Consider the following 24,063-nt stretch of genomic DNA (forward strand, 5'->3'; position numbering starts at 1 on the left):
GAAAGACAGTAAAAGGACCAATTTAGTGGTCCTTTTATTTTGGTTATTGGTTGTACCAATCGGATTTTTGATGTCTACAAATTACGAGATAAATAAAAGAGTAGTATAAATTTCGTAAGCCTTATTGAGAAACATTTTTAAGGAAGGAAAACGAAACACATAAAACGAATGTTAAATGTAAGTGTTTTCAAAAGTGGTCTGAAATGAAAATAATATATTTTCAGGAGGGATTACAATGAATAGTAGTACAGCGAATAAACAAAAAGGTATACAATTGATTCCTTTTACAGTAGATAAGGTGGTTGAACAAGTAAATGAAATTCCGCCAGGTGTACAACTCATTCATGCTCCACAAGTATGGGAGAAGAGTACAAAAGGAAAAGATATTGTTGTTGCAGTATTAGATACAGGGTGTGATATGAATCATATAGATTTAAAGGATCGTATTATCGGCGGAAGAAATTTCACGAAAGATTACGAAGGAGATCCAAATATTTATCTTGATAATAACGGACATGGTACTCATGTAGCTGGGACAATTGCAGCGACTGAAAATGGAGTTGGTGTTTTAGGAGTCGCACCACTTGCTAAAATGTTAGTGTTAAAGGTTTTAGCAGGAGATGGTTCTGGAAGTTATGAGCAAATTATTGAGGCGATACATTATGCTGTAAATTGGAGAGGGCCTAATAAAGAAAGAGTTAGAGTCATTTCCATGTCACTTGGTGGCCCGCAAGATGTTCCAGAATTACATGAAGCAATTCAAAATGCAGTAAAGCAAGATGTTCTCGTCGTATGTGCTGCTGGAAATAATGGAGATTGTAATGATAATACGGAGGAACTAGATTTCCCAGGTGCATACTCAGAAGTAATTGAAGTGGGTGCCGTCAATTTAGAGCGGAAAATCGCATGTTTTAGTAATTCAAATCAAGAAATTGATTTAGTGGCGCCAGGCGATGAAATATTATCTACGTATCCTGAAGGGAAATATGCGGTATTAAGTGGAACTTCTATGGCCACACCGCATGTCGCTGGAGCACTGGCATTGCTCATAAAGCAGTGTGAAAGGGAATATGGTAGAAAGTTATCAGAACCAGAAATATATGCACAACTTATTAAAAGAACTGTACCTTTAGGATATGAACGTACATCTGAAGGGAATGGTTTATTAGATTTATTAAAAGAATAGAAAATACTAAACAACATCTCATATTCCTATGAGATGTTGTTTAGTATGGTTCTGTCGCATGTATTATGACATCTAATAAACCGGGGAATCTAGCATTTAAGTCATCTTCACGAATTGAAATGAAACGTTGAGTTCCTTCAAGGCGTGTATACATAACACCGGATTCACGTAAAACTTTGAAATGGTGTGATAAAGTTGATTTCGCGATTGGAATGTTTAACGCGCCACAAGATTGTTCGTTTTTTTCTAGTAGCATAGTTACAATTTGTAAACGAATTTGATCGCTAAGTGCATATAAAATAGAAGAAAATTGAATTTCTTCTCGATTTGGATGATAGAGAGTACGCATTTTTTCACCTGCTCGTGTAAGTAATATATTTGCACTATAACATATAAAGTGGTATATTTCTATTTTTCGAATATATTCGAACAATAGAAATATAGGGGGAGAAAAAAATGAAGTATACAAAATTGCAAAAGGCAGGACTAAATATTTCAAAGTTGGGGTTAGGAACAAACGCTGTAGGGGGACATAATTTATATGCTGATGTGAATGAGGAAGAAGGAAAACGATTAATAGAAGAAGCTATGGGGCAAGGGATTACCTTTATTGATACAGCAGATTCATACGGTTTCGGCAGATCAGAAGAATTGGTAGGGGAAGTATTGAAGGGAAAACGCCACGAAGCTGTACTTGCTACCAAAGGTGGAATACAACCGTTATTAAATGGAGAGGTTTATATGAATAATGAACCGAGCTATTTAAGAAAAGCTGTAGAAAATAGCTTAAGAAGATTACAAACTGATTATATTGATTTATATTATTTACATTTTACAAACCCAGAAACAAGTTACATAGATTCAATTGGAGAACTTACTCGCCTAAAAGAAGAAGGGAAAATTCGTTCAATTGGAATATCTAACGTAAACGTAGAGCAATTAAAAGAAGCAAATCAGTATGGGCACATAGATGTTGTACAATCACCGTATAATATGTTAGATCGTACTGCTGGGCAAGAACTTTTGCCATATTGTATAGAATCAGGTATTTCATTTATTCCTTACGGGCCTCTTGCTTTTGGGATACTAGGTGGTAAATATACAGAAGATTTCAAATTGAATAAAGGAGATTGGCGTCAAAGTGTAAATCTATTTGAAGAGAATACATATAAGAGCAACTTTAAGAAAGTTGAAAAGTTAAAAGACATAGCTAAAGAAAAGGATCTCGAATTATCGCATTTAGCTTTAGCGTGGTTATTAAACCAAAAAGGAATTGATACTGTTATTCCTGGTGGGAAACGAGCGGAGCAAATAAGAGAAAGTGTAAGAGCGGTGGAAGTTTCATTGAATGAAAATGTCATGAAAGAGATTGAATCTATTTTAGAAGATTAGTTGAAAGGAGGGATAATTCCCTCTTTTTATATAAAAGGAGAAGATTTAAATGAAAAGAGTACTAGCTGTATTCTTTACAATCATGTTTATGATCGGTACAGATACTTTCTTAATTTCACCACTTTTACCCACATTACAACAGGTGTATCATATTTCAACTGAGTTGTCAGGGTGGATGGTGAGTTCATATGCTTTGGGATATGCTGCATTTGCACTTATCGCTGGTCCTATATCAGATAGTTTAAACAGAAAAAAAGTGATGGTAATAGGGATGAGTTTTTTTGCGTTAAGTACGTTTTTATGTGGAATTGCACCGAGTTTTCTATGGATGTTAATATTGAGATTTTTAGCAGGTGTAAGTGCAGCCTTTGTATCTCCACAAGTGTGGGCATCTATTCCGCTCCTTATAGAGAAGGAACAAATTGTAAAGGCAATTGGGATTGCAACAGCAGGATTGTCACTCTCTCAAATTTTAGGACTGCCAGTTGGATCATATTTAGCAATGATACACTATACAACACCATTCTTCATCATTGGTATATTATCAGCACTACTTGTTATTCTTATTTATGCAGTATTACCAGAAATACAACCGGGTTATATAAATGGAAATAAAACAAATATCTTAAGGCGTTATAAACAATTACTTTCAGATTCTAAGGTTTCACTTTCTTTTTTTGCATATTTTGTTTTTCAAACTGGTAATTTTGCTGCATTTTCATTCTTCGGTGTGTGGCTGTCTATTCAATTTGGCTTGCAAATTCATGAAATAGGAACAGCTATGCTCGTATTAGGATTAGGAAATTTAACTGGTAATATTTTTGGACCTAGAATCGTAAATAAAATTGGTTATAACCTTTCATTCTATGGTGGAATTATATTTACAGCAGTTCTATATGCATTACTTCCTCATGTAAACAACATTATAATTGTGGAGTTATTATTTTTTGTTTTGTTTTTTGTGACAGGAATTTTGTTTGTATTAATGATGAGGCACTTACAAAACATATCTATCGTAGCAAGAGGAACAGGAGCGGCTCTAGCTAATGCTTCTATGTATATTGGTCAAATGATTGGAGCGGCAATGGCAGGAATGTTATTTGCAGCATCTCACAATTTTATATTTGTAGGTAGTTTTACTGCAATATTATATATTATAGCTGTATTTCTGTTTAGAAAAAGTGAAAAGCTTACTGAAAATAGTGAAACAGGAATTGCGTCATAAAGTCCTTACAAATAAAAAAAGCCCAAAAATAAAAATCCCTATAGAGATAGGGATTCATATATCGGCATATAGCTCCTTGGAAAAGGATATACTGAGTATAACATATAGGACTACTTATAATTGTGAAATAGTTGTGAAAGTAATGTGAAAAATAACATAATAAAAAGCACTGTTTTAGCTAATGAACTAAAACAGTGCTTTTCTCTTTGATTGAACAGTTGCTGCATTTTCATCATGTATGCCTGCATCTTTAATAATTCGTTGTTTAGCTTTATTTAATAGATGGTTTACTGCTTCTCCAAAATAGTTAGCTTCGCTTTTTGTGCGGGCTTCTCGTAAACATTTATAGTTTTCTAGCAGTTCCTCTTTTTCAGTGTCTGTTAAGAAATCTTCTATTTTCTTTTTTGTCATACGAAACACCCTTTCTTCTGACAAACGACGCAATAGAAAATATTTATTGTTTATTATAGCAATAATTTTCAAAAAAAGTATAGACTAACGTCGCAATAATTTGTCAATTTCTTGAATCTTCTCATCAGCTTTCCCGATTTGCGTATTTTTAGCCTGTTCGCCACCAAGAGCTTGATGTAGTAAAAAAGTCTGACCGGAAATAGCAGTCACAATGGATACTTTAATAATTTCTTTTATTAAGGTGACATCAAATAAAACGAGTCCAAGAAGTGCAGCTAGACTACCAGTGAAAATATCAGTCAAAAACCCAAAGTGAAAAAAAGTCTTCAAACGGCGTGGAAGCAATAACTTACCTTGGTTATTGATTAGATGGGAAACGAAACCGGTAATGCCACCAACGAGTATAGCGGTTAGCCATTGATACATTTCCATCGAATCCACTCCTTTTAGTGAATAAGATTCGATTATTTTATATTGATTCCTTTTAATATTTCATAGAAGCATATTGAGAAAGTTTGTTTGGGGGTATTACGTATTCAATTTAATTATAACAGAAAAATCTGATATATTTCAGTCTATTATATGAAGCTGTTATTCCTTAATATGAATACAGAAAAGGGTGCGTGATATGAATATAGATTACCGAATAAGAAGTGTGGCTGGTTATACAAAAAATATAGGGGAATTAGTAAGCATGCTGGAGCATACAAGGGCTGTAACATTCCTTGAAATAAGAGATCTATCGGTTGAGCAATTAGATTTAATGATACCGAGTGGAGGGAATTCCATTGGAGCGTTACTATAGCATATAGCAGCTATTGAAAAAGCACATCAGCTTATTTCATTTCAAGAGCGTGACTTTACAAAGGAAGAATTAGAAATATGGAAAGACGCACTCTATTTAGGAGAATCGAGGAAAACGATTCGTGGTCATGAAATAAAGTATTATGTACAGCTTCTACAAAGTGTTCGAGAAGAATCACTGAAGTATTTGAGTGAACAAGGTGATGAATGGCTTATGTCAGAAAGAAAGTGGCCTAACGGTGTAGCTCATAACCAGTACTATTTGTGGTTTCACGTGCTAGAAGATGAGATTAGTCACCGTGGGCAAATTAGAATGATGAAAAATAAAATGTTTGAAAATTACGTTAAATAAGGTAGCTTTTTAAATGAATATTCCATATAATGAGAGTAATTAAAATGAGAACGGGGTGATGTATTATGGCGAAAATAACTTATATGAATAATAAACCAAATACAAAGGTGGATGGAAAGGGCGAGACTATATAAGGGAGCGCACGATCCTTCCGCTTAGCTTAAACTAGGGAGGATATCAATTTGAATCAAAATATTTTAGAATCGTTCGGCTGGGATTCTTTTTTTGAGGAACAAGCTGTTGAGAACTTTGAAGTAGGACGAATTTTACTTGAGCATAAGCATATATATCGAATTATTTGTAATGATGGTGAATATATGGCAGAGCTGTCTGGAAAGTTTCGACATGAAGCAGTAACGAAGGGAGATTATCCAGCAGTTGGTGATTGGGTGTATATAAAGAAAATAGAGAATGAAAAGAAAGCAATTATTCATCGTATTTTTCCAAGAAGAAGCTCTTTTTCTAGACAAGAGGCTGGTACTCGAACGGAAGAACAAGTAATAGCAGCAAATGTAGATTATCTATTTTTAGTGAATGCACTTAATCATGATTTTAATGTAAGAAGAATGGAACGTTATTTACTATTAGCGTATGAAAGCGGTGCAATGCCTGTAATTGTTTTAACAAAGAGTAGCTTATGTGAGGACATAGAGCAGAAAATTGTTGAAACGGAAGCTGTGGCAATTGGTGTTCCAATCTTCGTCGTTGATAGTGTAGAGCATACCGGTATTGAATCGTTGCAGCAATTCGTTACTTCAGGAAAAACAATTGCTTTAGTCGGGTCATCAGGAGTTGGGAAATCTACTTTGTTAAATGCACTTATAGGAATTGAAGTAGCAAAAACGGGAGATATTCGTGAGGAAGATAGTAAAGGAAGGCATACGACAACTCATCGTGAATTGTTCCGATTACCGAGTGGTAGTTTAGTTATTGATACTCCGGGTATGAGGGAGCTGCAGCTTTGGGAAGGAAGCGATGCGATTCAAACAACATTTTCTGATATTGAAGAACTAGCAAATACATGCCGTTTTAGGGACTGTAAGCATGAAAATGAGCCAGGGTGTGCAGTGCATAAGGCAATTGATAACGGAATGATTACGATAAATCGATTGCAAAGCTATAAAAAATTACAAAGAGAACTAGCCTATTTTATGAGAAAACAAGATGCTGTTCTTGCAAGAGCAGAGCGTGATAAGTGGAAAAAGATTTCTAAACAGCATAAAAAAATGTAAAAAACCAAAGGTATATTCCTTTGGTTTTTTACATTTGTAAATTTTATAATAATATTATTCAAATATATAGACAAATAGAATTTATTTGTTTAAACTTTACAAAGTATTCATCATAATAGGTTATGAAAATAATAATTAGGGAATGGGAAATATTTATAATTCACAATATTTATCTTATAAAATTGAAAAGCAGGAGGTTTGTAATGGGTAGACTATTAAATTGGTTTCGTGATATGAAAGTAGCAAAAAAACTACTAATTTCATTTTTCGTCATTCTAATTGCGGCGGTCTCTATTATCGGAGGCATGTCTTATCAAACAGCTAAAAAGAATTTTGAATCACAAATTACGAGTAGTGCTCACGACAATATAAAAATATTAGATAATTTAATCAATCAAATGATTGAGGCAAAATTTAATGATATAAATAATTTTGCGCGAGTGATTCAAGGGAATATGTATCAAGGGGAAAATCAAGATGAATTAAGGAAGATGTTATCTCAATATATTAATTTAAATAAAGATGTTGAACAAGTATACGTTGCTGGAAATGATAAGAAATTTGTGCAAGAACCAAATATACAAATGGCAGCGGACTACGATCCAACAGAACGTTCTTGGTATAAAGATGCAGTGGCAAAACAAGGTGGTATTGTAATTACTGAGCCGTATAAGGCAAAAGGAAATGGACATATTGTCGTAACGATTGCAAAACAAACAGAAGATAAAAACGGTGTTGTAGCGATAGATTTAAGTTTAGATAATTTATTAAAAACAACGAAGTTAATTAATATTGGTAAAAAGGGATATGCTTTCATTTTAGATGGGAAACAAAAAATAATTGCACATCCTCAAGAGAAGTCAGGAGAAAAAGCATCTGATTCTTGGGCGAAGAAAATTTATGAAGATAATCATGGTGCTTTTTCATATATGTATGACGGTAGCGAAAAACAAATGGTATTTGCTACAAATGTAAAAACAGGTTGGAAAATCAGTGGGACGATGTACTCAAATGAAGTAATTGAAGCTGCGCAGCCTGTATTTTATAATATGTTAATTGTTATGTTCATTTCATTAGTTATAGGCGGGGCACTTATTTATTTTGTGACACTTTCTATAACGAAGCCATTAAAAAGATTAGTTGTCACTTCTAAAGAAATAAGTGAGGGAGATCTAACGCAAACCATCGAAATTCATTCTAATGATGAAATTGGTCAACTTGCAAAAGGATTTAATGAGATGACTGATGCATTGCGAACATTAATCGGAAGAATTAATACTTCGGCTGGACATGTTGCAGCAGCATCAGAAGAGCTAACGGCAAGTGTAAGACAAGCGAGTGAAGCGACTGAGCAAATTACAATGGCAATGGATGAAATATCGAGCGGGGCAACAACACAAACAACAAGTGTAGAAAATGGTGCAATGTTACTATTTAATGTAACAGAAGGAATTCAACATGTAGCAAATAGTTCATCATCAATTAGTACGGCTTCTGCGCATACTCGTGAAAAAGCAGAAGATGGTGGAAAACTAGTAGGAAAAACAGTAAATCAAATGCAGTCTATTGCAGAATCTGTTTCACAGTCAGATGAAGTTATACAGTTATTAAATAATAAATCAAAACAAATTGGTGACATACTGGAAGTCATTCAAAATATTGCAGATCAAACAAATCTTCTAGCTTTGAATGCGGCAATTGAAGCTGCAAGAGCAGGAGAGCACGGAAGAGGATTTGCAATCGTTGCAGATGAAGTACGTAAATTGGCGGAGAAGTCTAGCGTATCTTCTAGTGAAATTAGTAAATTAATAAGTGAAATACAAGATGACATGAGTAAGACGGTAAAATCAATGGGGCATGTAAATGAAGAAGTTCAATCTGGACTTGTAATTGCGAATGAAACGAAGCAAAACTTTACTGAGATTTTACAATCTACAAACGAAATTGCCGATCAAATTAAAACGATGGTTGAAACGGCTAACGGGATGTCAAAAGGTGCAAATGAAGTGTCTATTTCGGTAGGACAAATTGCAATGACAGCGCAGAATAATGCGACGAGTACTCAAAACGTTGCAGCATCAGCGGAAGAACAATTAGCTTCGATGGAGGAAATTGGTTCTGCAGCTGGTACGCTTTCTCAAATGGCTGAAGAGTTACAAGTATTAATTGAAAGATTTAAAGTTTAATAGAGAACAGACTACTCCAAGATAGCAGTATGCTATTGGAGTAGTCTGTTTTTTTGTAAAATTAAATAGAAATACACAATACTTTTATGAGGTTTAAATATATATTTTGTATAATATTTGTCGAAAAATAAAGGTATTTGTTAACTTTGTGTATAATTATAATCATATAGAATACAAATAAAAGGAGATTCGTATGGGAGTGTATTGGGGGACAAAAAGACATTCTTGGCTTAGTTATGTCTCATTTTGGTTAAGTATTTCATTTTTTATTGTTTTTCTAATTGAAGTGTTTATTTTAAAAACACTTTCGAATAGTTCGGTACAAATTGTTAAATATTTTTATTTTATATTTGTACCAATAAACATCTTCCTTAGTTTAAAGTTACTTTTGAAGAAGAATGAAAAGAAAGCATTACCTATTTTTAGTTTCATTGTATCATTATTATTTACTATTTTAATACTAGTATTAGCGTTAGCAGCTACTGGGAAATTCTTTTAAGGAGAGTGATATAAGTCACTCTTCTTTTTTTATTGCATGGAAATAATAAATTGGAGGGTGGACAAAGAAAGTATTTACTTAAGTTTGATATGATTTGAAAGCTTTAGAAGGGGATTAAGAAATGCATTAAGAGACAATCCAGAAAGTAATGCAGAGAATCAGGTGTTTTATATACAGTTATGAAGCAAATGAATACGGTAAGAACGGCGATATATGGTACAATACATATGGATAGTGATAGAGATAAAGAGTATATAAAATACTCATCGTTTTTTAGTAAGAGAGGGGTTATCTTATGCTATACGAGGATTTGATGACATTATTTCAAGCAGCTCCGAAAGAAGAAGGTAGAGGCGCTTGGAAATATATAATCCAGGAACGAAATGATAAATATGAAATTGTTAATGAAATGTTGAAAAATCAAATGAGTGTTGAATTGTATTTTAATGAATATGATGAGGTGAAAATCACTTTATATAAAGATGGAATGCCTATTTCGACGATGCAAAGAATTGCGATTTCAAAAGTTGAATTAGACGAAGAGGAAGAAGGGATTCAATTCGTTTTAGAACGTATGCCTAGTCGAATGATTCGGTTGCAATTAAAGCCATATTTGGCAATCGAAATGGGGCCGTACTGGGAAGTATGTGATGATTGTGAGTAAATATATATAAAAAGCATCCAATAACATGGATGCTTTTTATGTTTTTTGAAGTTGTTTAAAAGCAATAATCGGAAGTAAAATGATGCTAACCCACCCGATTACTGGATATAGAATATGGAGTAATTCACTGTAACCAACGTAACTAAAGCAATAACTTATTAGTAAAATGAAGAAAATAATATTGTTATTTTTCCAGCCAGTGATGGATTGCATTTGTTTTGTCATTCCGAACACATTGCCAACTAAAGTTGTGAATACTTCACCGAAAATGATAAGAACAAAGAAAAAGTGAAAAGTGGCATTGAATTTTCTTATGACTTCAGCCATTGGAATGTTATATTGATAAAATTGGTCGACTGATAAGATAGCTAAATGGCTACATAATAATATTAAAGAAAGTCCTGCCCCACCTAAAATACCGCCCCATAAAATGGCCTTTCGATCTTTTACTTCGCTGGCTAACGGGACGAGGACGCTTTGGGCGAGAGAAAGATTTAAGGCGACATATGTAATAGGACTAGTTATCCACTTCATATTCCAGCTTTCTGCAGGAATAGTGTTACTAATAGGAGTTGTACCGTGAAAAAACGTTGTAATAGCAAGTCCGATAATGAAAATCATCATAATAGGTACGACAAGTGTATTAACTTCAAAAACCCCTTGTAATCCGCGACTACCTATAATGAGACAGGCGATTACTGTAATGAAAATACCGAGTTGTCTTGGTAAACGAAGTTGCTCTTCAAATACCGCTCCAGCTCCTGATAACATAACGCTCGTTACACCAAATAATACGAGCAATAATAATGTGTTTACGACATTTCCAAATACATCCCCAAATAAATATTTGTTAAATTCTTGCGCTGAAAATGCACCGATTTGTGAGGAGAGTAACATCATTTTTGTACCGAGCCAAATAAAAAAAAATCCACTTATACATATACCAATTGTTCCATAAAAGCCATTCACTGTAAAAAATTCAACAATTTCTCGTCCAGTAGCAAATCCAGCTCCAACGACTGTTCCAATATAAGTAGCAGCGACTTTCTTTGCTACTTGCCATTGTTGATTGTCCATGTTATCCCTCTTTCTACTACGATGAGCTTGATTTACTATTATGCATATGTATGAGCTTGGACAATTAGACGTATGAAGTGTTTGAAAACATACATGAATTAATACATATTAGGGAAATATTAAAGGTGTTAAAACTTTGTTACATATAAGCTAATCGTTCGAAAGGATAGGAAATGTATGGTAACATGTAACTAGGTTATGAAAAGATAATCATTACAAAATGATAAGAGGAGTGGATTGTATGAGTACGAAAACAAATGTTGTTGAAGTATTAAACAAGCAGGTAGCAAACTGGAATGTGTTATATGTGAAACTACATAATTATCACTGGTATGTGACAGGACCACACTTCTTTACATTACATGAGAAATTTGAAGAGTTTTACAATGAAGCTGGAACGTATATTGATGAATTAGCAGAACGTATTTTAGCATTGGAAGGTAAGCCGTTAGCGACAATGAAAGAATATCTTGCAACATCTAGTGTGAATGAAGGGACAAGCAAGGAATCTGCAGAAGAAATGGTGCAAACATTAGTAAATGATTACTCAGCACTTATTCAAGAACTAAAAGAAGGCATGGAAGTTGCTGGTGAAGCTGGAGATGAAACATCAGCGGACATGTTGTTAGCAATTCATACAACATTAGAACAACATGTATGGATGCTAAGTGCGTTCTTAAAATAAAGTGAAACTTTAATCAGTGGGGGCTTACTGCCCATTAAAGCGGGATAAATATAAGAATATAAAGAAAAAAGTCATTGAAAAATTCTTTCAATGACTTTTTTGTGATTTTTCAGTTTTCTTTTATGCTATAATATAGTAAAAAGGAGGCGATGCGATGTTTCGCTTTTTCAAAACTGGAAAAGAAGAGCGTGAAATTACGAAAGATGAATTGGAACAAGCGATGGCTAAGTTTCTAGAAAAGAATGCTAATATCGTTTATACAGTATTAGTAAATGATGATTATACAGTGAATTATGATTTGTTAAAGCCGTATTTACCTGCATTTCCAACAAACCATTTTCTTATTACGAAGGAAACGCTTGAGGTATTTGAACATACAGAAGAAAACTTAAACCTAGTGAAAGAAATTGATATTGTACAAAAGGCAGTAGATCAGTATGTAACAGAAAAAGAAATGTTTCCAATTGTAGAAGGTAGTGAAGATCGCCTCATATGCGGAATGAAACTAGGACCTTACTTAGATCGTATATTAAAAAGAGACTTATATATTTCAGAAAAACATTATTTAGTTTCAAGTAAACCAGATAGAAAAAAACAAAAGAGTGGGTAGATGTATTGAGAACAACAATAAATATATTGTTGTCTTTTTTTTGGTTGTAAAAATATTTATTTTTCAGTCTATTAAACTTTATACTAAATTTATTGGGTAAAGAGGAGTAATAATTGAGTATCATTTTAAGAATAAAGTTATTGTTAGCTTGAGTTATATAACGATTACAGAATGATATAAAGGTTTGAGACATAAATATTATAACAGGTTACGGGGGAGTAGATGTATGAAAAATGGTATGACTTACATTCAATTATTAAATGAAACGTTACATTGCTATGCAAGTAAAGGAAGTTTAGAAGCGTACACTTATATAATGGAGCATGCTAAAGGTATAGTAGGGAATGAGGCTCAAATATATAATTTTAAATATGCATTAGCGAGTGCAGCAGGACTTGAAGAAGAAGCGTTGCATTTAATGAAGGAAGCTATTATAGAAAAGGGTTTTTGGTATGGAAATGAGTATTTAATTTCGGACGACGATTTAAAACCACTACATAAATTTGAAGAGTTTCATCAAATGGTTCAATTATGTAAAGAAAGAGAAGAGTTAGCAAAGAAAACAGAACGAGCAGATGTGAAATATATAGAAAGTAAGAAAAAAGAAAAACTATTTATTGCAATGCACGGTGATCAAGAAAATATAGGAATAATAGAACCATATTGGAAATCTGTTTTGGCACAAAATTATACGTTAGCTTTACCACAGTCTTCGAAAATCCAGTTTTCAGATGGGTTTGTATGGGATGATTTACATAGAGGGAAAGAAGAATTAAAAGAGCATTACGATAAGCTTATAGAGAACCGTACAGTAGAACATGTAATAATTGGCGGTTTTTCTGCTGGAGCAAGAGTAGCTCTATATACAATTTTACAAAAAAATATAGCTGTGGATGGGGTTATTTTTATGGCACCGTGGCTTCCAGAGGTTGAAGAATGGAATGAGTTGCTGGGAGTACTACAGGATAAACATATAAAGGGATATATAGTCTGCGGTGATCAAGATGAAGATTGTTTCGAATGCACACAGCAATTTGTACAATTATTAAGAGATAAGAATATAGAACATAAGTATAAAATTATACCTAACTTAAATCATGATTATCCTATTCACTTTGAAGAGGTATTGAAAGAAGCTATTGAATATATAGGGAATGAAAACAATAAGTAGTAAGAAAAGGAGATGCATCATATGTGATGTATCTCCTTTTTAAAATTATAAATTAAAAGCATTTGCCAATAAGCGATAAGAATTCAATTTATCTTCAAATCGATGAGTAATAGTGACAATCATAAATTCTTCAGTATTGTACGCTTTGCTTAAGTTTATGATTTTTTCTTTTACAGAAGACGGATCGCCTACTATCATACGTTGACGATTTTCTTTTATACGGAATAAATCATACGTGCTATATGAATAATTTTGAGCAGTTTCGATAGAAGGAGTGCCAGTTGTACGCTTTCCTTGTTCTAGTAATAAGATTGATAAATCTAAACTAGAAGCAATTTTTTCCGCCTCTTCATTTGTTTCTCCGCAAATAACAAAAATAGCGACGATTGATTTTGGTTTATCTCCTAAATAGGAAGGCTGGAATTGTTCTTGATAAGCTTCCATTACTTCAGGGCCGCCGTATCCGTTAATGAACTGTGCGAATGCAAAAGAAGCACCTTGTTGTGCGGCAATCTTTGCACTCTCTCCGCTAGAGCCAAGCAACCACATGTCAGGAGATGTGGGAATTACAGGAGTAGCCTTTAAATTTGCATAATGATGGTTTTCTGGTACTTGATCATGTAAGTACATTGCAACATCTGCAATTTGCTCTGGATATTGATCAAGTGAGACCATTTTTCCTTCTTGAAGTGCGCGAGTTGCAATGGGCATACCACCAGGTGCTCTGCCGACACCAAGGTCAATACGATTTGGATAAAGCGCTTCTAAAACACGGAAATTCTCAGCAACTTTATACGGGCTATAGTGAGGTAACATAACACCACCCGAACCAACTCTCATACGCTCCGTTTTTGCTGCAATATGAGAAATAAGTATTTCTGGACTTGAACCAGCAAGGCTTACAGAATTGTGATGCTCTGATACCCAAAAGCGTGTATATCCGAGTTTTTCAACTTCTTGCGCAAGCGTAACTGTATGTGAAAAAGCTTGGGCTGCCGTACTACCATCTGAAATAGGGGATTGGTCTAATACACTTAATTTGATCATAGAATATACCTCTCAATCTTAATGTACATCCTATTATATATTTACTTACGAAAAATGCGTAATGAAATGCTCAAAATAAAAAGTGGATAAATTATATATCCACTTTTAATGTGAAAATCCTCGTTCATAATGATTCATTTCGACTACATTTAAAATATATTCGTAGTTATCAATCTCAAGTTTTATTTGTTCACGCTCTTTTTTAGATAGATGCATATTACTAAGTTTGTTGCATAGCTGTTGTTTCTTTTCTTCTAAATACTTTTTTGTAGCATTGTAGTCGTAAGTTGGTTTCATTTTTAACCACTCCTTATTTGCTGTTGCTATATTATACGAAGCGTGAAGAGATGTGAGAGCGATCTCTTATGTATTTTCAGTGAATATTCAACTTGCTCTGTTGTTATGTTTATGGAAATTTATGAATAAAATGCACTAAACGACTAATGCCCATTTGATGAAGTAAGGGGTGGAATTGTGCAGAAAGATATAATGTATAACACGGAGATGGATGAAACGTTAAAAATTATAAATAAAGGATTAAAGAAGACGACGAGTCCGAAGCAAATTATTGTAGTAGGGGCTGGCATGGCTGGATTAGTTTCGGCATCTTTATTAAAAGCTGCGGGACATGAAGTGAAGATTTTTGAGGCAAACAACCGGGTAGGTGGCCGCATAGAGACAGTTAGAATGGAAGATACCGGTTTATATTTGGATGTAGGGGCGATGAGAATTCCGTATTCGCATACATTAACGATGGCATATATAAGAAAATTTGGGCTACAGGTAGGCCCTTTTATTAATAGGAATGAGACTGATATTATTTACGTAAACGGCCGAAAAACGACATTAAAACAATATGAAAAAGAGCCAAGTATATTAAAGTATCCTGTGGAAATGAATGAAGTTGGGAAAACATCTGAGGAGCTATTATTGTTAGCGGTACAGCCTATTATAAATTTTATTAAAAAGAACCCAGAGAAAAATTGGGATGTTGTAGTAAATGATTTTGGCAGATACTCTACAGGACAATTTTTAAAGTATCACCCTTATCAATATAATACTTACTTTTCACCAGTAACAATTGAGATGATTGGTGTTTTGTTGGATTTAGAAGGTTTTTTAGAAAGGTCATTCGTTGAGACATTACGTTTTTTATACATTATGCAAGAGGAGAGCGGATTTTGTGAAATAATAGGCGGTAATGATAGATTGCCAAAATCTTTTTTACCACAATTAGAGGAAGATATTATATATAATCAAAAATTAATGAAGCTACATCAGCATGATAATGGTGTGACAGCTTTCTATCGAAACGAAGAAACGTTTGAATATAGTAGTATTACAGGGGACTTAGTTATTGTTACCATTCCGTTTTCGACAATACGGTTTGTAGAAGTAGATCCATTTGATTCTATATCTCATGAGAAATGGAAAGCAATTCGTGAATTGCATTATATGCCAGCGACAAAAATAGGAATTCAATTTAAAAGTCGATTTTGGGAAGAACAAGGACAGTTAGGTGGCAGAATTATAACAGATTTGCCAATTCGTTACGCCTATTATCCAAGCTATGGAATTGGAGAGAAGGGACCAGCTATGATGCTAGGAAGCTATACATGGTCTTATGATGCGTTGTTATGGGATGGCTTATCAAAGGGTGACCGTATTTATTACACATTACAAAACTTAGCAACGATATTAGGTGGTCAAGTATATGATGAATTCTTATCAGGTATATCAAAAAGTTGGACGTTGGATCCATATGCACTTGGAGGGTTTGCTCTATTTCAGGCAGATCAAGAATCAGAGTTGCAACCAGCGATTGTCAAACCAGAGGGAAGAATATTCTTTGCTGGAGACCATACAACGTTATATCACGGATGGATACAAGGGGCAATTGAATCTGGCGTTCGTGTTGCGGTAGATGTAAATGAATTAAATGTATAAAATTCAGAAATTTCTTTACTGTATAGTTTGAGATGGATATTATTATATATAAAAGAATTATAGGGAGTGTTTACAGTGAATCCATTATTATTCGATTTTCCTTCTGAATTTTATACTGAAAGGCTATTGATTCGAATGCCGAAACCAGGTGATGGTAAAGCTGTATACGATGCCATTCAAGCTTCTATGAAAGAATTAAAACCATGGATGGTTTTTGCACAAAAAGAGCAAACAGAGGAAGAAGTAGAAGTGAGCATTAGAAAATCACATATTCAATTTTTACAGCGTGAGGACTTAAGATTATTAGTTTTTTCGAAAGAAACAGGCGAGTTTATCGCATCTAGCGGATTGCATCGCATTAATTGGGATATACCCCAATTTGAAATCGGGTATTGGATTGATTCGAGGTTTAGTGGAAAGGGCTATATGGTTGAGGCTGCAAAGGGGATAACAGATTATGCTTTTTCTGAACTGAAAGCAAATCGCGTAGAAATTCGTTGTGATTCTTTAAATAAGAAAAGTAGAGCGATCCCTGAGAAATTAGGTTTTAAATTAGAGGGTGTTTTAGAAAGTGCGAGTGTTGCAGTAGATGGAAATGGCTTAAGGGATATGTGTGTATTTGCGATGACTAGAAATACATATGAAAAAGAAGAGCTGTAGAGAAACGGCTCTTCTTTTTGTGTATTATGGTACAGGATGTCCGTTAGAGCTTTCGAAAATTGTAAACCATTGTTGACGGTCTAAGTTAAATTTTGTAGCAAGAGCGGCTGTTTTAACACGATCTAATTTACCAGAGCCGATGATTGGCAACATTTTAGCTGGATGTGCAAGTAACCAAGCATACATAACCGTATCGATACTAGAAACACCTAGCTCAGTAGCAACTTTTTGCACAGTTTCACGTACACGTACAGCACGTTCTGATTGACCAGTAAAGATTTCTCCGCCAGCAAGAGGTGACCAAATCATTGGATTGATTCGTTTTTCCTGACATAAATCAATTGTTCCCTTTTCAAAATGTTCAAGCTGCAGAGCTGATACTTCAATTTGGTTCGTAATAAGCGGGAAATCTAAGTATGAACTTAACATATTGAATTGGGAAGGTAAAAAGTTAGATACACCGAAATGACGAACTTTTCCTTCTTGTCTTAAGCGTGAGAACGCTTCTGCCACTTCATTTGGATCCATGAAAGGATCAGGACGATGGATAAGTAATACGTCAATATAATCTGTATGTAAATTTTTAAGTGAAGCTTCTGCACTTTGAATAATATGTTTTGCACTAGTGTTGTAGTGAGCAACATAACGCTCTGGAAATTTCGGTGATGGGGGAGCGATTCCACATTTTGTGATGATTTGCATGTTTTCACGTAAGGAAGGCTTTAGTTGTAATGCCTCTCCGAACAGTCCTTCACACATATAACCGCCATAAATATCAGCATGATCAAAAGTGGTAATTCCCATATCCATACAATCTTCAATGAAAGAAAGTAATTCTTGTTTCGTCATATTCCATTCTGCTAAACGCCAAAAACCTTGAATCATACGAGAAAATTCGAGTGTTTCGGCCATTTGAACTCGTTCCATTATAAGTGCCCCCTTGATGAATGAATAATGTTTTGAAAAGGCTTTCTTGCTACATATTATTATATAGTTACAGTGTCGTACATACAATAAATATGTTTTGCTACAAAAACGATTTTTTCTATATGCTATAATGTAGAAACATATAGCTATAAGGAGAGGTACAAAATGATTCCAGTAACAATATTAACTGGTTTTCTTGGTTCAGGGAAAACGACATTATTAAATCGTATTTTATCAGAGAATCACGGTCAGAAATTGGCGGTGATCGTAAATGAAATCGGGCAAATTGGTATTGATAATCAGTTGATTATGAATGTTGAAGAAGAAATTATGGAAATGACCAACGGCTGTTTATGCTGTACTGTACGTGAGGATTTACTCGTTGCGTTAAAACAATTACTGGACGTAAAAGCAGAAGGGAAAATGGACTTTGATGGATTAGTAATTGAAACGACGGGTCTTGCAAATCCAGGTCCTATTATTCAAACATTCTTTTTAGATCCTGTTATTCAATCTGCATACCAAATTAATGGTGTTGTAACAGTAGTAGATAGTTATCATATACATAAACATTTTGAAAAAGGGCTAGAAGCAAAAGAACAAATTGCATTTGCTGATGTTGTATTAGTGAATAAGTTAGATTTAATTGAAGAGAGTGAAAAAGAAAATCTCTTACATGAATTGCAAGGAATAAACCCGACTGTAAAGTTAATTCAGTCGACTAATTGTGATGTGGATATTCCATCGTTACTACAAATTCAAACGTTTAAAACGAAAGATACGTTACAAATTTATCCTCATACAGAGCATAATCATTTAGAAGGTGTAAAATCGTTTGTACTACGCGAAGAGCGTCCGTTAGATTTACAAAAACTAAATGAGTGGATGTCAGCTGTCGTTCAAGAACTAGGAGAATATTTATATCGCTACAAAGGAATTTTATCGATTGATGGAGTGGATAAACGTATCGTTTTCCAAGGCGTACATACGTTATTTGCTGCTTCGTATGATAGAGAGTGGCAAGAGGGCGAAGATCGAGTAAGTGAAGTTGTTTTTATCGGAAAAGATATTAATAAAGAATGGTTCCAAGCACATTTCGAGGAGTGTGTGAAATAAGTCTGCGTTTATTGCAGGCTTATTTTTTGGACTTAACTAAGTGTTTTGTAGAAAAATACTAGATTGCCAAAAACGAAGGACTAAAAAAACCTGTTTTCACAGGTTTGTATGTTCATCTAAAAGTAACTCCATTACAACACCTACAACAGGACCTTCATCATCAATATCGCCATTTAAACGGAAGCCAAATGACTCATATAATCCCATTGCAAGTTTGTTGTCTGGGTGTAAACTTAAATAAATTGTTTTACATTCAAATTTATTTTGTAAGAATTGAATAAGCAAGCGAAGGAAACGTTTTGCGTATCCTTTTCCTTGATATTGTTGGTCAATCATAAAGCGGTCTAACCATATGCTTTTACGTTTTTCACAATACCATCCATACATTGCATATCCTACAAGTGTTTCTCCATCATATAAACCTACTGACGTTCCGTTTCCCTCATATAATGATTCTGCTAAAGAAAACGCATTGCTTTCAATAAATTGCTGCTGGTCTTTTGCGACGTTTAAAGCAGCTACCGAACGCCAATTTTTTTCTGTTACTTCACAAATGTGAAGAGTCATAATTCCAACTCACCTTCTAAATTAATATAGCTTAAAAGCTAATATGGATAATTTTACTTGTTATTTTGGTCAAGTCAAGCAGAAACACATAAACATTATGCTAATAAGAGCATCTCCATTGGTGAACTCAATATTTTTATTCACTGCACATTGCACTCGTTGAAGGGGCACTTGGTTTTGTATTGTCTGCTGTATGTAATATCCTACAGGAGAAATTCTGGATTGTGTTTTTAGGAACATATTGATCCTTATATTTATCAATTTGGATAGCTAGTTAAAATAAAGATGCTGGTTTAGGATTTGCTATTGTTACAAAATAGGTAAGGATTATAAAAGCAGAACCCTTATACGGTTCTGCTTTTATTTGGTGTAATTAATTGTCTATATCTAGTGTAAATCCCCATATAGGTTTTTTTTCTTCAATTAACTCAACATCTGTCCTATTTACTTCCATATGAAATTCCCCACGACCTGGTACAGACATATTTAGTTTGTGTCCTACCTGTGGATTATTTGTAGCAATAACTACTTTTAATTCGCTTGCAGTTAGTACTCCGAAATTATGTCCTTTATATTTTGCGTATGTTGTAATTTCATAAGCGGTATCCAAGTCTTCTTTTTTTATTTTTTTAAAGAAAATATTTTCATCCCAATCATCTTGAATAAAACCATTTAATAGTTCAGCTGGATCATTCGATATAATTTCTAGATCATCTTTCTTTCCAGCTAACATGTATTCTTGTCCATTATATAATCCATATTTTCCATCTCTAATCATTGAGTCACCTAATCTACTGTTTTTCGGTTGCCGGTATTAAACGGCAGAACCTTTGTGCTTATAAGGTTCTGCTGTTATCTATTGTAATTAATTCTCTTTATTTAGTGTAAATCCCCAGATAGGTTCTACTTTTTCAATTAACTCAACATCTTCTAGTCTTACATCTTTTACGAATTCCCCACGACCAGGTGAAGACATTCCTAATTCTTTTCCTACTTTGGGATCAATCGTATATATTGAAACAGTTCCCTTGTCTTTATTTTCTCCAATAATTCGAAACATAATTTCTTTATGCTTGGCAAAAGGTGTAATGTCATACGCTGTTTCTAACTCGGATTTTTCAACTTCTTTTATAAATAAATTGGGATTTCGTTCGTAGGGTGTAAAACCGTTTTGTAAGTCCTTTTGATTTGTAGAAGTTAATATAAACCGATTACCGATTTTGGATATACTATATTCTGTCCCTTTATAAACTGCATACTCATCTCGTCTAATCATTTCCATAATTCCTTTCTTAGTTCTTAGTCACAGCTGGAATAAATTTTTTATCTAGCTCGCTATATATTCCTACCAATCGTTCCTTTCCGTTTACAACTTCATATATTTCTGCTCCATCATGTGGTCTTAATTTCTGTGGAAATTGAGATTCATATTCTGGAATAATACGTCCGTTTTCAGACATTACAAATCCATTTCCTGTTTGAGGATATTGTAAGTAATCGCTAGGTTTTTTATTTATTGGGTCATTAAAATTATCGCCATAAGGAATATATAGTTTTTCCGCATCATCCGATGTAAATCTAATAACACCAAAATCACTTTCGGTAGTAAATTTGGTTTTGTGATAATCTAAACGTAATGAGTGAAATAAGTCATGTGATGATTGAATGTCTGCTACATCTTCAAATTTTGCAACGCATCCCCCGACTTCATTGAATCGCTCATCCATTAAGTATTTTTTTATATCTTCTAACGGAATTGCTTTCTGCATCATTGTAGTAGAAGTTGGTGCGGGAACACTGTCTCTAATCTGTTTCATGGCTACTACTTCTTCTGGACTAAGTTCATGATACATTTTTGTTTTTAGCTCATTAAACTTTTCACGTGATATATCTACATCCCGCAAAACAGAATCTATTTGATTTTCAAAGTTACTTTCAGCTAGATGTTCGATTTGTTCACGTGTATATCTCGGTTTGATTTCTGCCACTGTTCCGCCAGTATTCTCTAAATAACGTTTTACTTGTGCTTCACCTACACTTGTGACAGGTTGGGACCTATCACCTTTAGCAAACTGGTAGGTTGAAAGTTTTTCTTCGGCTTGTCTAAAACTAGCACTATCAAATACAGATCTACCACCATTACCGCCTGCGAAAGCCAAATTATCGCCTTTATTAAATAATTGTCCAGCTTTCGAGATACCTTGAGAGAATTTAGCCCCTTGTGCAAGCTTTGCAGCCTTACTGACCCCTTTATCTCCAAGAAGACCCAATCCAATTTGTGTTAAAGCATACGATCCCCATCTTGCACGTGTTTCTGCATCTCCATTTATCACATCTTTATTAAAAGAGTCGGATAACGCATCCCACATAGCAGGTAAAGCTTCATCTAAATGGGTGACAGTGTAGCCCATGCCTTTCCAAGTTTCCCAGTCACCTAATGCTTTTATACCGTCAATTGTATCTCCAACAGCATCTCCCGCACCATCTACTATACCATCCCATACTTTTCCTAAGAAAGATTTTTCAGGTGCTTTACTAGACTTAGCCGTTTTTTTGGATGTTACATCTTCACTATCTGCAACGCGGAATTTCTCAGCAATTCTCTTTAATTCTTCTTCAACATGCACAAGCGCATTAATAGCTGTGAATGCGGATGGTCTCGCATTGTTAAACATTTGAATGAAGTTTTGATTTGATGCGCCTGTCCATTGAAAACACATGTAATCAATTTGATTGCATAAGTTATTATGTATAGATTCTAATGCGTGCTTTGTATCGTTTGCCCGTTTTGCAACTCGTTCCAATTCTTCGGGCGTTACTTTTATTTGAACCATTTTTTTCCTCCCTTTCCCGATTAAAATTATGAGGTAAGGAAGGGGAAATGTAAATACTTAATATTAATAAAAATAGATATATTATATGAGAAAATTATGGATGAATCTAATGTAAATGTGAAGTGGATATAGAGTTTTTATGAGCATGAAAAGATGTAGTTTCAATTGAAACTACATCTCTAAAATGAACTACTCTTGATTCTTAAAGATTTTCTCATCCATATTAAAGTTAAAATAAAAAACTGTCTCCAAAAGGTCTTATTTAAAGACCTTTTGAGACAGCCTCTTCTTATCAAAAGTTGGTTAGTTAGTAGCTTCTTTCAATGTGTTTACGTTTTCTTCCATTAAAGTGAAGTAATCTTTATTATTTTTCGCATCGTCTTCAGAAATAGTAGCTAAGTGATTTAAGCGTAAAATCTTTGTACCTGTTTCTTTTTGAATAACGGATGCTACTTTTGAAGTAGAAAATGTTTCAAATAAAATATATTTTAGATTATGTTCTTTTACTGTTTTTGTAATGTCAGCAAGTTGTTTTTGAGATGGTTCATCAGAAGCTGAAATACCGGCGATAGCAATTTGTTTCAGGCCATAGCGTTGTTCCCAGTATCCATAAGCCGCATGAGAAACTAAAATATCTTTCGTTTTTGCATTCGCAACTGCTGCTTTAAATTGATCATCTAAATCAGTAAATTTTGTTTGAAGTGCTGCAAAGTTTTTTTCGAACTCTTGTTTATGGTCAGGTTGTAATGCTACAAGTGCATTTTTAATTTTTTCTGCTTGTTTCATTGCTAGAGTAGGGTCTAACCAAATGTGTGGGTCTTTATCGTGATGATGTTCATCCTCTTTATGGCCGTCTCCGTGATCATGATGCTCTTCTTCAGTAGAAGTACGCAGTTCAATACCTTTTGATGCATTTACAATTTTAACGTTTTCTTTTTGTAATGTTTTTTCCATTTTTTCAGCAAATGGTTCTAATTCAGCACCGTTATAAACGAATAAATCGGCTTTTGCAACTTGTACTGTTTGTTTCTGACTTGGCTCAAATGTATGAGAATCGGCACCAGGCGGATAAATTGCTTCAACAGTTACATAGTCGCCACCAATTTTTTTTGCGAAATCTGCAAGAGGAAAAATAGTTGTATAAACAGTTAGCTTTCCGTCTTTCTTGGCATTACCTTCTTTTGTATTTGAGCAGCCAGTAAAAATTAAAGTGAAAATAAGTAAGAATGAAAATATAGTCAATCTTTTAGGCATGAAGTTCTCCTCTTTTCTTTTTTTACGGATATATTTTCCCCAATTATAGAAGAAAAATATCATTTTAATACAAAACGGAATAATTACGTTTTAGTTTGCGAACTTAGTATAATACATCTTTTATAAAGTTGCAATAAATAATAATCATTCCGATTTGATTTTGTTATAAAGTTGTCAAATATAGGTGTGTTATTTTTGCGAATACATGCATATGTGA

At 34.1% G+C, this 24,063-nt stretch carries 25 protein-coding genes and 1 pseudogene; 14 read left to right on the plus strand and 12 right to left on the minus strand.

Annotation, left to right across the window (positions count from 1 at the left end):
• Positions 1-235: 235 nt before the first annotated feature.
• The gene (locus tag PSR14_RS10745) at positions 236-1,186 is read left to right on the plus strand and encodes a serine protease (protein ID WP_001089047.1); all 951 of its coding nucleotides are present in this window, start codon (positions 236-238) and stop codon (positions 1,184-1,186) included.
• A 40-nt stretch (positions 1,187-1,226) separates the two neighbouring features.
• Here the strand turns inward: PSR14_RS10745 and PSR14_RS10750 are convergent, their stop codons facing one another.
• Positions 1,227-1,535 carry a helix-turn-helix transcriptional regulator gene (locus PSR14_RS10750; RefSeq protein WP_001259894.1) on the minus strand — a complete coding sequence of 103 codons (309 nt, stop codon included), beginning with the start codon at positions 1,533-1,535 and terminating at the stop codon, positions 1,227-1,229.
• Positions 1,536-1,642: 107 nt separating this feature from the next.
• Here PSR14_RS10750 and PSR14_RS10755 point away from each other — a divergent pair, with 107 nt between their 5' ends.
• Complete coding sequence (locus tag PSR14_RS10755; protein WP_000877956.1) at positions 1,643-2,578, plus strand: aldo/keto reductase; 936 nt, start codon at positions 1,643-1,645, stop codon at positions 2,576-2,578.
• 49 nt (positions 2,579-2,627) lie between these two features.
• A complete protein-coding gene (locus PSR14_RS10760) occupies positions 2,628-3,803 on the plus strand; it encodes an MFS transporter (RefSeq protein WP_000832291.1) in 1,176 nt (391 codons plus the stop codon).
• A 186-nt stretch (positions 3,804-3,989) separates the two neighbouring features.
• Here the strand turns inward: PSR14_RS10760 and PSR14_RS10765 are convergent, their stop codons facing one another.
• Entirely contained in the window at positions 3,990-4,214 is a 225-nt protein-coding gene (locus PSR14_RS10765; protein WP_000162601.1) for a hypothetical protein, read from the minus strand.
• Positions 4,215-4,298: 84 nt separating this feature from the next.
• Positions 4,299-4,646: a DUF4257 domain-containing protein gene (locus tag PSR14_RS10770; RefSeq protein WP_000426313.1), complete on the minus strand. Its 348-nt coding sequence runs from the start codon at positions 4,644-4,646 to the stop codon at positions 4,299-4,301.
• A 196-nt stretch (positions 4,647-4,842) separates the two neighbouring features.
• Here PSR14_RS10770 and PSR14_RS10775 point away from each other — a divergent pair.
• The 5 genes and pseudogenes from PSR14_RS10775 to PSR14_RS10795 all read left to right on the plus strand — a co-directional run bounded on the left by PSR14_RS10775 (position 4,843) and on the right by PSR14_RS10795 (position 9,951).
• Positions 4,843-5,370 (plus strand): annotated as a pseudogene (locus PSR14_RS10775) (DinB family protein).
• A 182-nt stretch (positions 5,371-5,552) separates the two neighbouring features.
• Positions 5,553-6,602 carry a ribosome small subunit-dependent GTPase A gene (gene rsgA / locus PSR14_RS10780; RefSeq protein WP_001073059.1) on the plus strand — a complete coding sequence of 350 codons (1,050 nt, stop codon included), beginning with the start codon at positions 5,553-5,555 and terminating at the stop codon, positions 6,600-6,602.
• A 203-nt stretch (positions 6,603-6,805) separates the two neighbouring features.
• Positions 6,806-8,788, plus strand: coding sequence for a methyl-accepting chemotaxis protein (locus tag PSR14_RS10785; protein ID WP_000533113.1), 1,983 nt, complete (start codon positions 6,806-6,808; stop codon positions 8,786-8,788).
• 193 nt (positions 8,789-8,981) lie between these two features.
• Positions 8,982-9,287, plus strand: coding sequence for a hypothetical protein (locus tag PSR14_RS10790; protein ID WP_000539568.1), 306 nt, complete (start codon positions 8,982-8,984; stop codon positions 9,285-9,287).
• Between the two features lie 295 nt (positions 9,288-9,582).
• Positions 9,583-9,951: a DUF3979 family protein gene (locus PSR14_RS10795; protein WP_000965077.1), complete on the plus strand. Its 369-nt coding sequence runs from the start codon at positions 9,583-9,585 to the stop codon at positions 9,949-9,951.
• A 36-nt stretch (positions 9,952-9,987) separates the two neighbouring features.
• On the opposite strand, the gene PSR14_RS10800 is transcribed toward PSR14_RS10795, so the two are convergent.
• Positions 9,988-11,028: a GerAB/ArcD/ProY family transporter gene (locus PSR14_RS10800; RefSeq protein ID WP_001990330.1), complete on the minus strand. Its 1,041-nt coding sequence runs from the start codon at positions 11,026-11,028 to the stop codon at positions 9,988-9,990.
• A 241-nt stretch (positions 11,029-11,269) separates the two neighbouring features.
• Here PSR14_RS10800 and PSR14_RS10805 point away from each other — a divergent pair, with 241 nt between their 5' ends.
• The 3 genes from PSR14_RS10805 (at position 11,270) to PSR14_RS10815 (ending at position 13,494) form a co-directional block, all read left to right on the plus strand.
• Positions 11,270-11,713: a Dps family protein gene (locus PSR14_RS10805; protein WP_000105198.1), complete on the plus strand. Its 444-nt coding sequence runs from the start codon at positions 11,270-11,272 to the stop codon at positions 11,711-11,713.
• A gap of 154 nt (positions 11,714-11,867) precedes the next feature.
• Positions 11,868-12,323 (plus strand): DUF3939 domain-containing protein, encoded by a 456-nt coding sequence (locus PSR14_RS10810; protein WP_000488187.1) that lies wholly within the window; start codon positions 11,868-11,870, stop codon positions 12,321-12,323.
• A 226-nt stretch (positions 12,324-12,549) separates the two neighbouring features.
• Entirely contained in the window at positions 12,550-13,494 is a 945-nt protein-coding gene (locus tag PSR14_RS10815; RefSeq protein ID WP_000788435.1) for an alpha/beta hydrolase, read from the plus strand.
• A gap of 45 nt (positions 13,495-13,539) precedes the next feature.
• Here PSR14_RS10815 and PSR14_RS10820 read toward each other — a convergent pair whose 3' ends face one another.
• Both PSR14_RS10820 and PSR14_RS10825 read right to left on the minus strand, forming a co-directional pair.
• A complete protein-coding gene (locus tag PSR14_RS10820; RefSeq protein ID WP_000594052.1) occupies positions 13,540-14,541 on the minus strand; it encodes an LLM class flavin-dependent oxidoreductase in 1,002 nt (333 codons plus the stop codon).
• Between the two features lie 105 nt (positions 14,542-14,646).
• A complete protein-coding gene (locus PSR14_RS10825) occupies positions 14,647-14,838 on the minus strand; it encodes a DUF3896 domain-containing protein (RefSeq protein WP_000805515.1) in 192 nt (63 codons plus the stop codon).
• A gap of 177 nt (positions 14,839-15,015) precedes the next feature.
• Here PSR14_RS10825 and PSR14_RS10830 point away from each other — a divergent pair, with 177 nt between their 5' ends.
• Both PSR14_RS10830 and PSR14_RS10835 read left to right on the plus strand, forming a co-directional pair.
• Complete coding sequence (locus PSR14_RS10830) at positions 15,016-16,488, plus strand: flavin monoamine oxidase family protein (RefSeq protein ID WP_113732884.1); 1,473 nt, start codon at positions 15,016-15,018, stop codon at positions 16,486-16,488.
• Positions 16,489-16,563: 75 nt separating this feature from the next.
• The gene (locus PSR14_RS10835) at positions 16,564-17,148 is read left to right on the plus strand and encodes a GNAT family N-acetyltransferase (protein WP_001068763.1); all 585 of its coding nucleotides are present in this window, start codon (positions 16,564-16,566) and stop codon (positions 17,146-17,148) included.
• A gap of 24 nt (positions 17,149-17,172) precedes the next feature.
• Here PSR14_RS10835 and PSR14_RS10840 read toward each other — a convergent pair whose 3' ends face one another.
• Positions 17,173-18,075 (minus strand): aldo/keto reductase family oxidoreductase, encoded by a 903-nt coding sequence (locus tag PSR14_RS10840; RefSeq protein ID WP_000442810.1) that lies wholly within the window; start codon positions 18,073-18,075, stop codon positions 17,173-17,175.
• Positions 18,076-18,240: 165 nt separating this feature from the next.
• On the opposite strand from PSR14_RS10840, the gene PSR14_RS10845 reads away from it, so the two are divergent.
• Positions 18,241-19,191, plus strand: a complete 951-nt coding sequence (locus PSR14_RS10845; protein ID WP_000613440.1) for a GTP-binding protein — start codon at positions 18,241-18,243, stop codon at positions 19,189-19,191.
• A gap of 96 nt (positions 19,192-19,287) precedes the next feature.
• On the opposite strand, the gene PSR14_RS10850 is transcribed toward PSR14_RS10845, so the two are convergent.
• The 5 genes from PSR14_RS10850 to PSR14_RS10870 form a co-directional block, all read right to left on the minus strand.
• The gene (locus PSR14_RS10850; RefSeq protein WP_000172420.1) at positions 19,288-19,758 is read right to left on the minus strand and encodes a GNAT family N-acetyltransferase; all 471 of its coding nucleotides are present in this window, start codon (positions 19,756-19,758) and stop codon (positions 19,288-19,290) included.
• 373 nt (positions 19,759-20,131) lie between these two features.
• The gene (locus tag PSR14_RS10855; RefSeq protein WP_000617398.1) at positions 20,132-20,536 is read right to left on the minus strand and encodes a hypothetical protein; all 405 of its coding nucleotides are present in this window, start codon (positions 20,534-20,536) and stop codon (positions 20,132-20,134) included.
• 87 nt (positions 20,537-20,623) lie between these two features.
• Positions 20,624-21,034, minus strand: a complete 411-nt coding sequence (locus PSR14_RS10860; protein ID WP_000621152.1) for a hypothetical protein — start codon at positions 21,032-21,034, stop codon at positions 20,624-20,626.
• A 16-nt stretch (positions 21,035-21,050) separates the two neighbouring features.
• Positions 21,051-22,592, minus strand: coding sequence for a WXG100 family type VII secretion target (locus PSR14_RS10865; protein ID WP_000249905.1), 1,542 nt, complete (start codon positions 22,590-22,592; stop codon positions 21,051-21,053).
• Between the two features lie 303 nt (positions 22,593-22,895).
• Entirely contained in the window at positions 22,896-23,846 is a 951-nt protein-coding gene (locus PSR14_RS10870) for a metal ABC transporter substrate-binding protein (protein WP_098487104.1), read from the minus strand.
• Positions 23,847-24,063: the final 217 nt, after the last annotated feature.

Source organism: Bacillus sp. A01H (genome assembly GCF_045277205.1).
GTDB classification, from domain to species: Bacteria; Bacillota; Bacilli; order Bacillales; family Bacillaceae_G; genus Bacillus_A; species Bacillus_A paranthracis.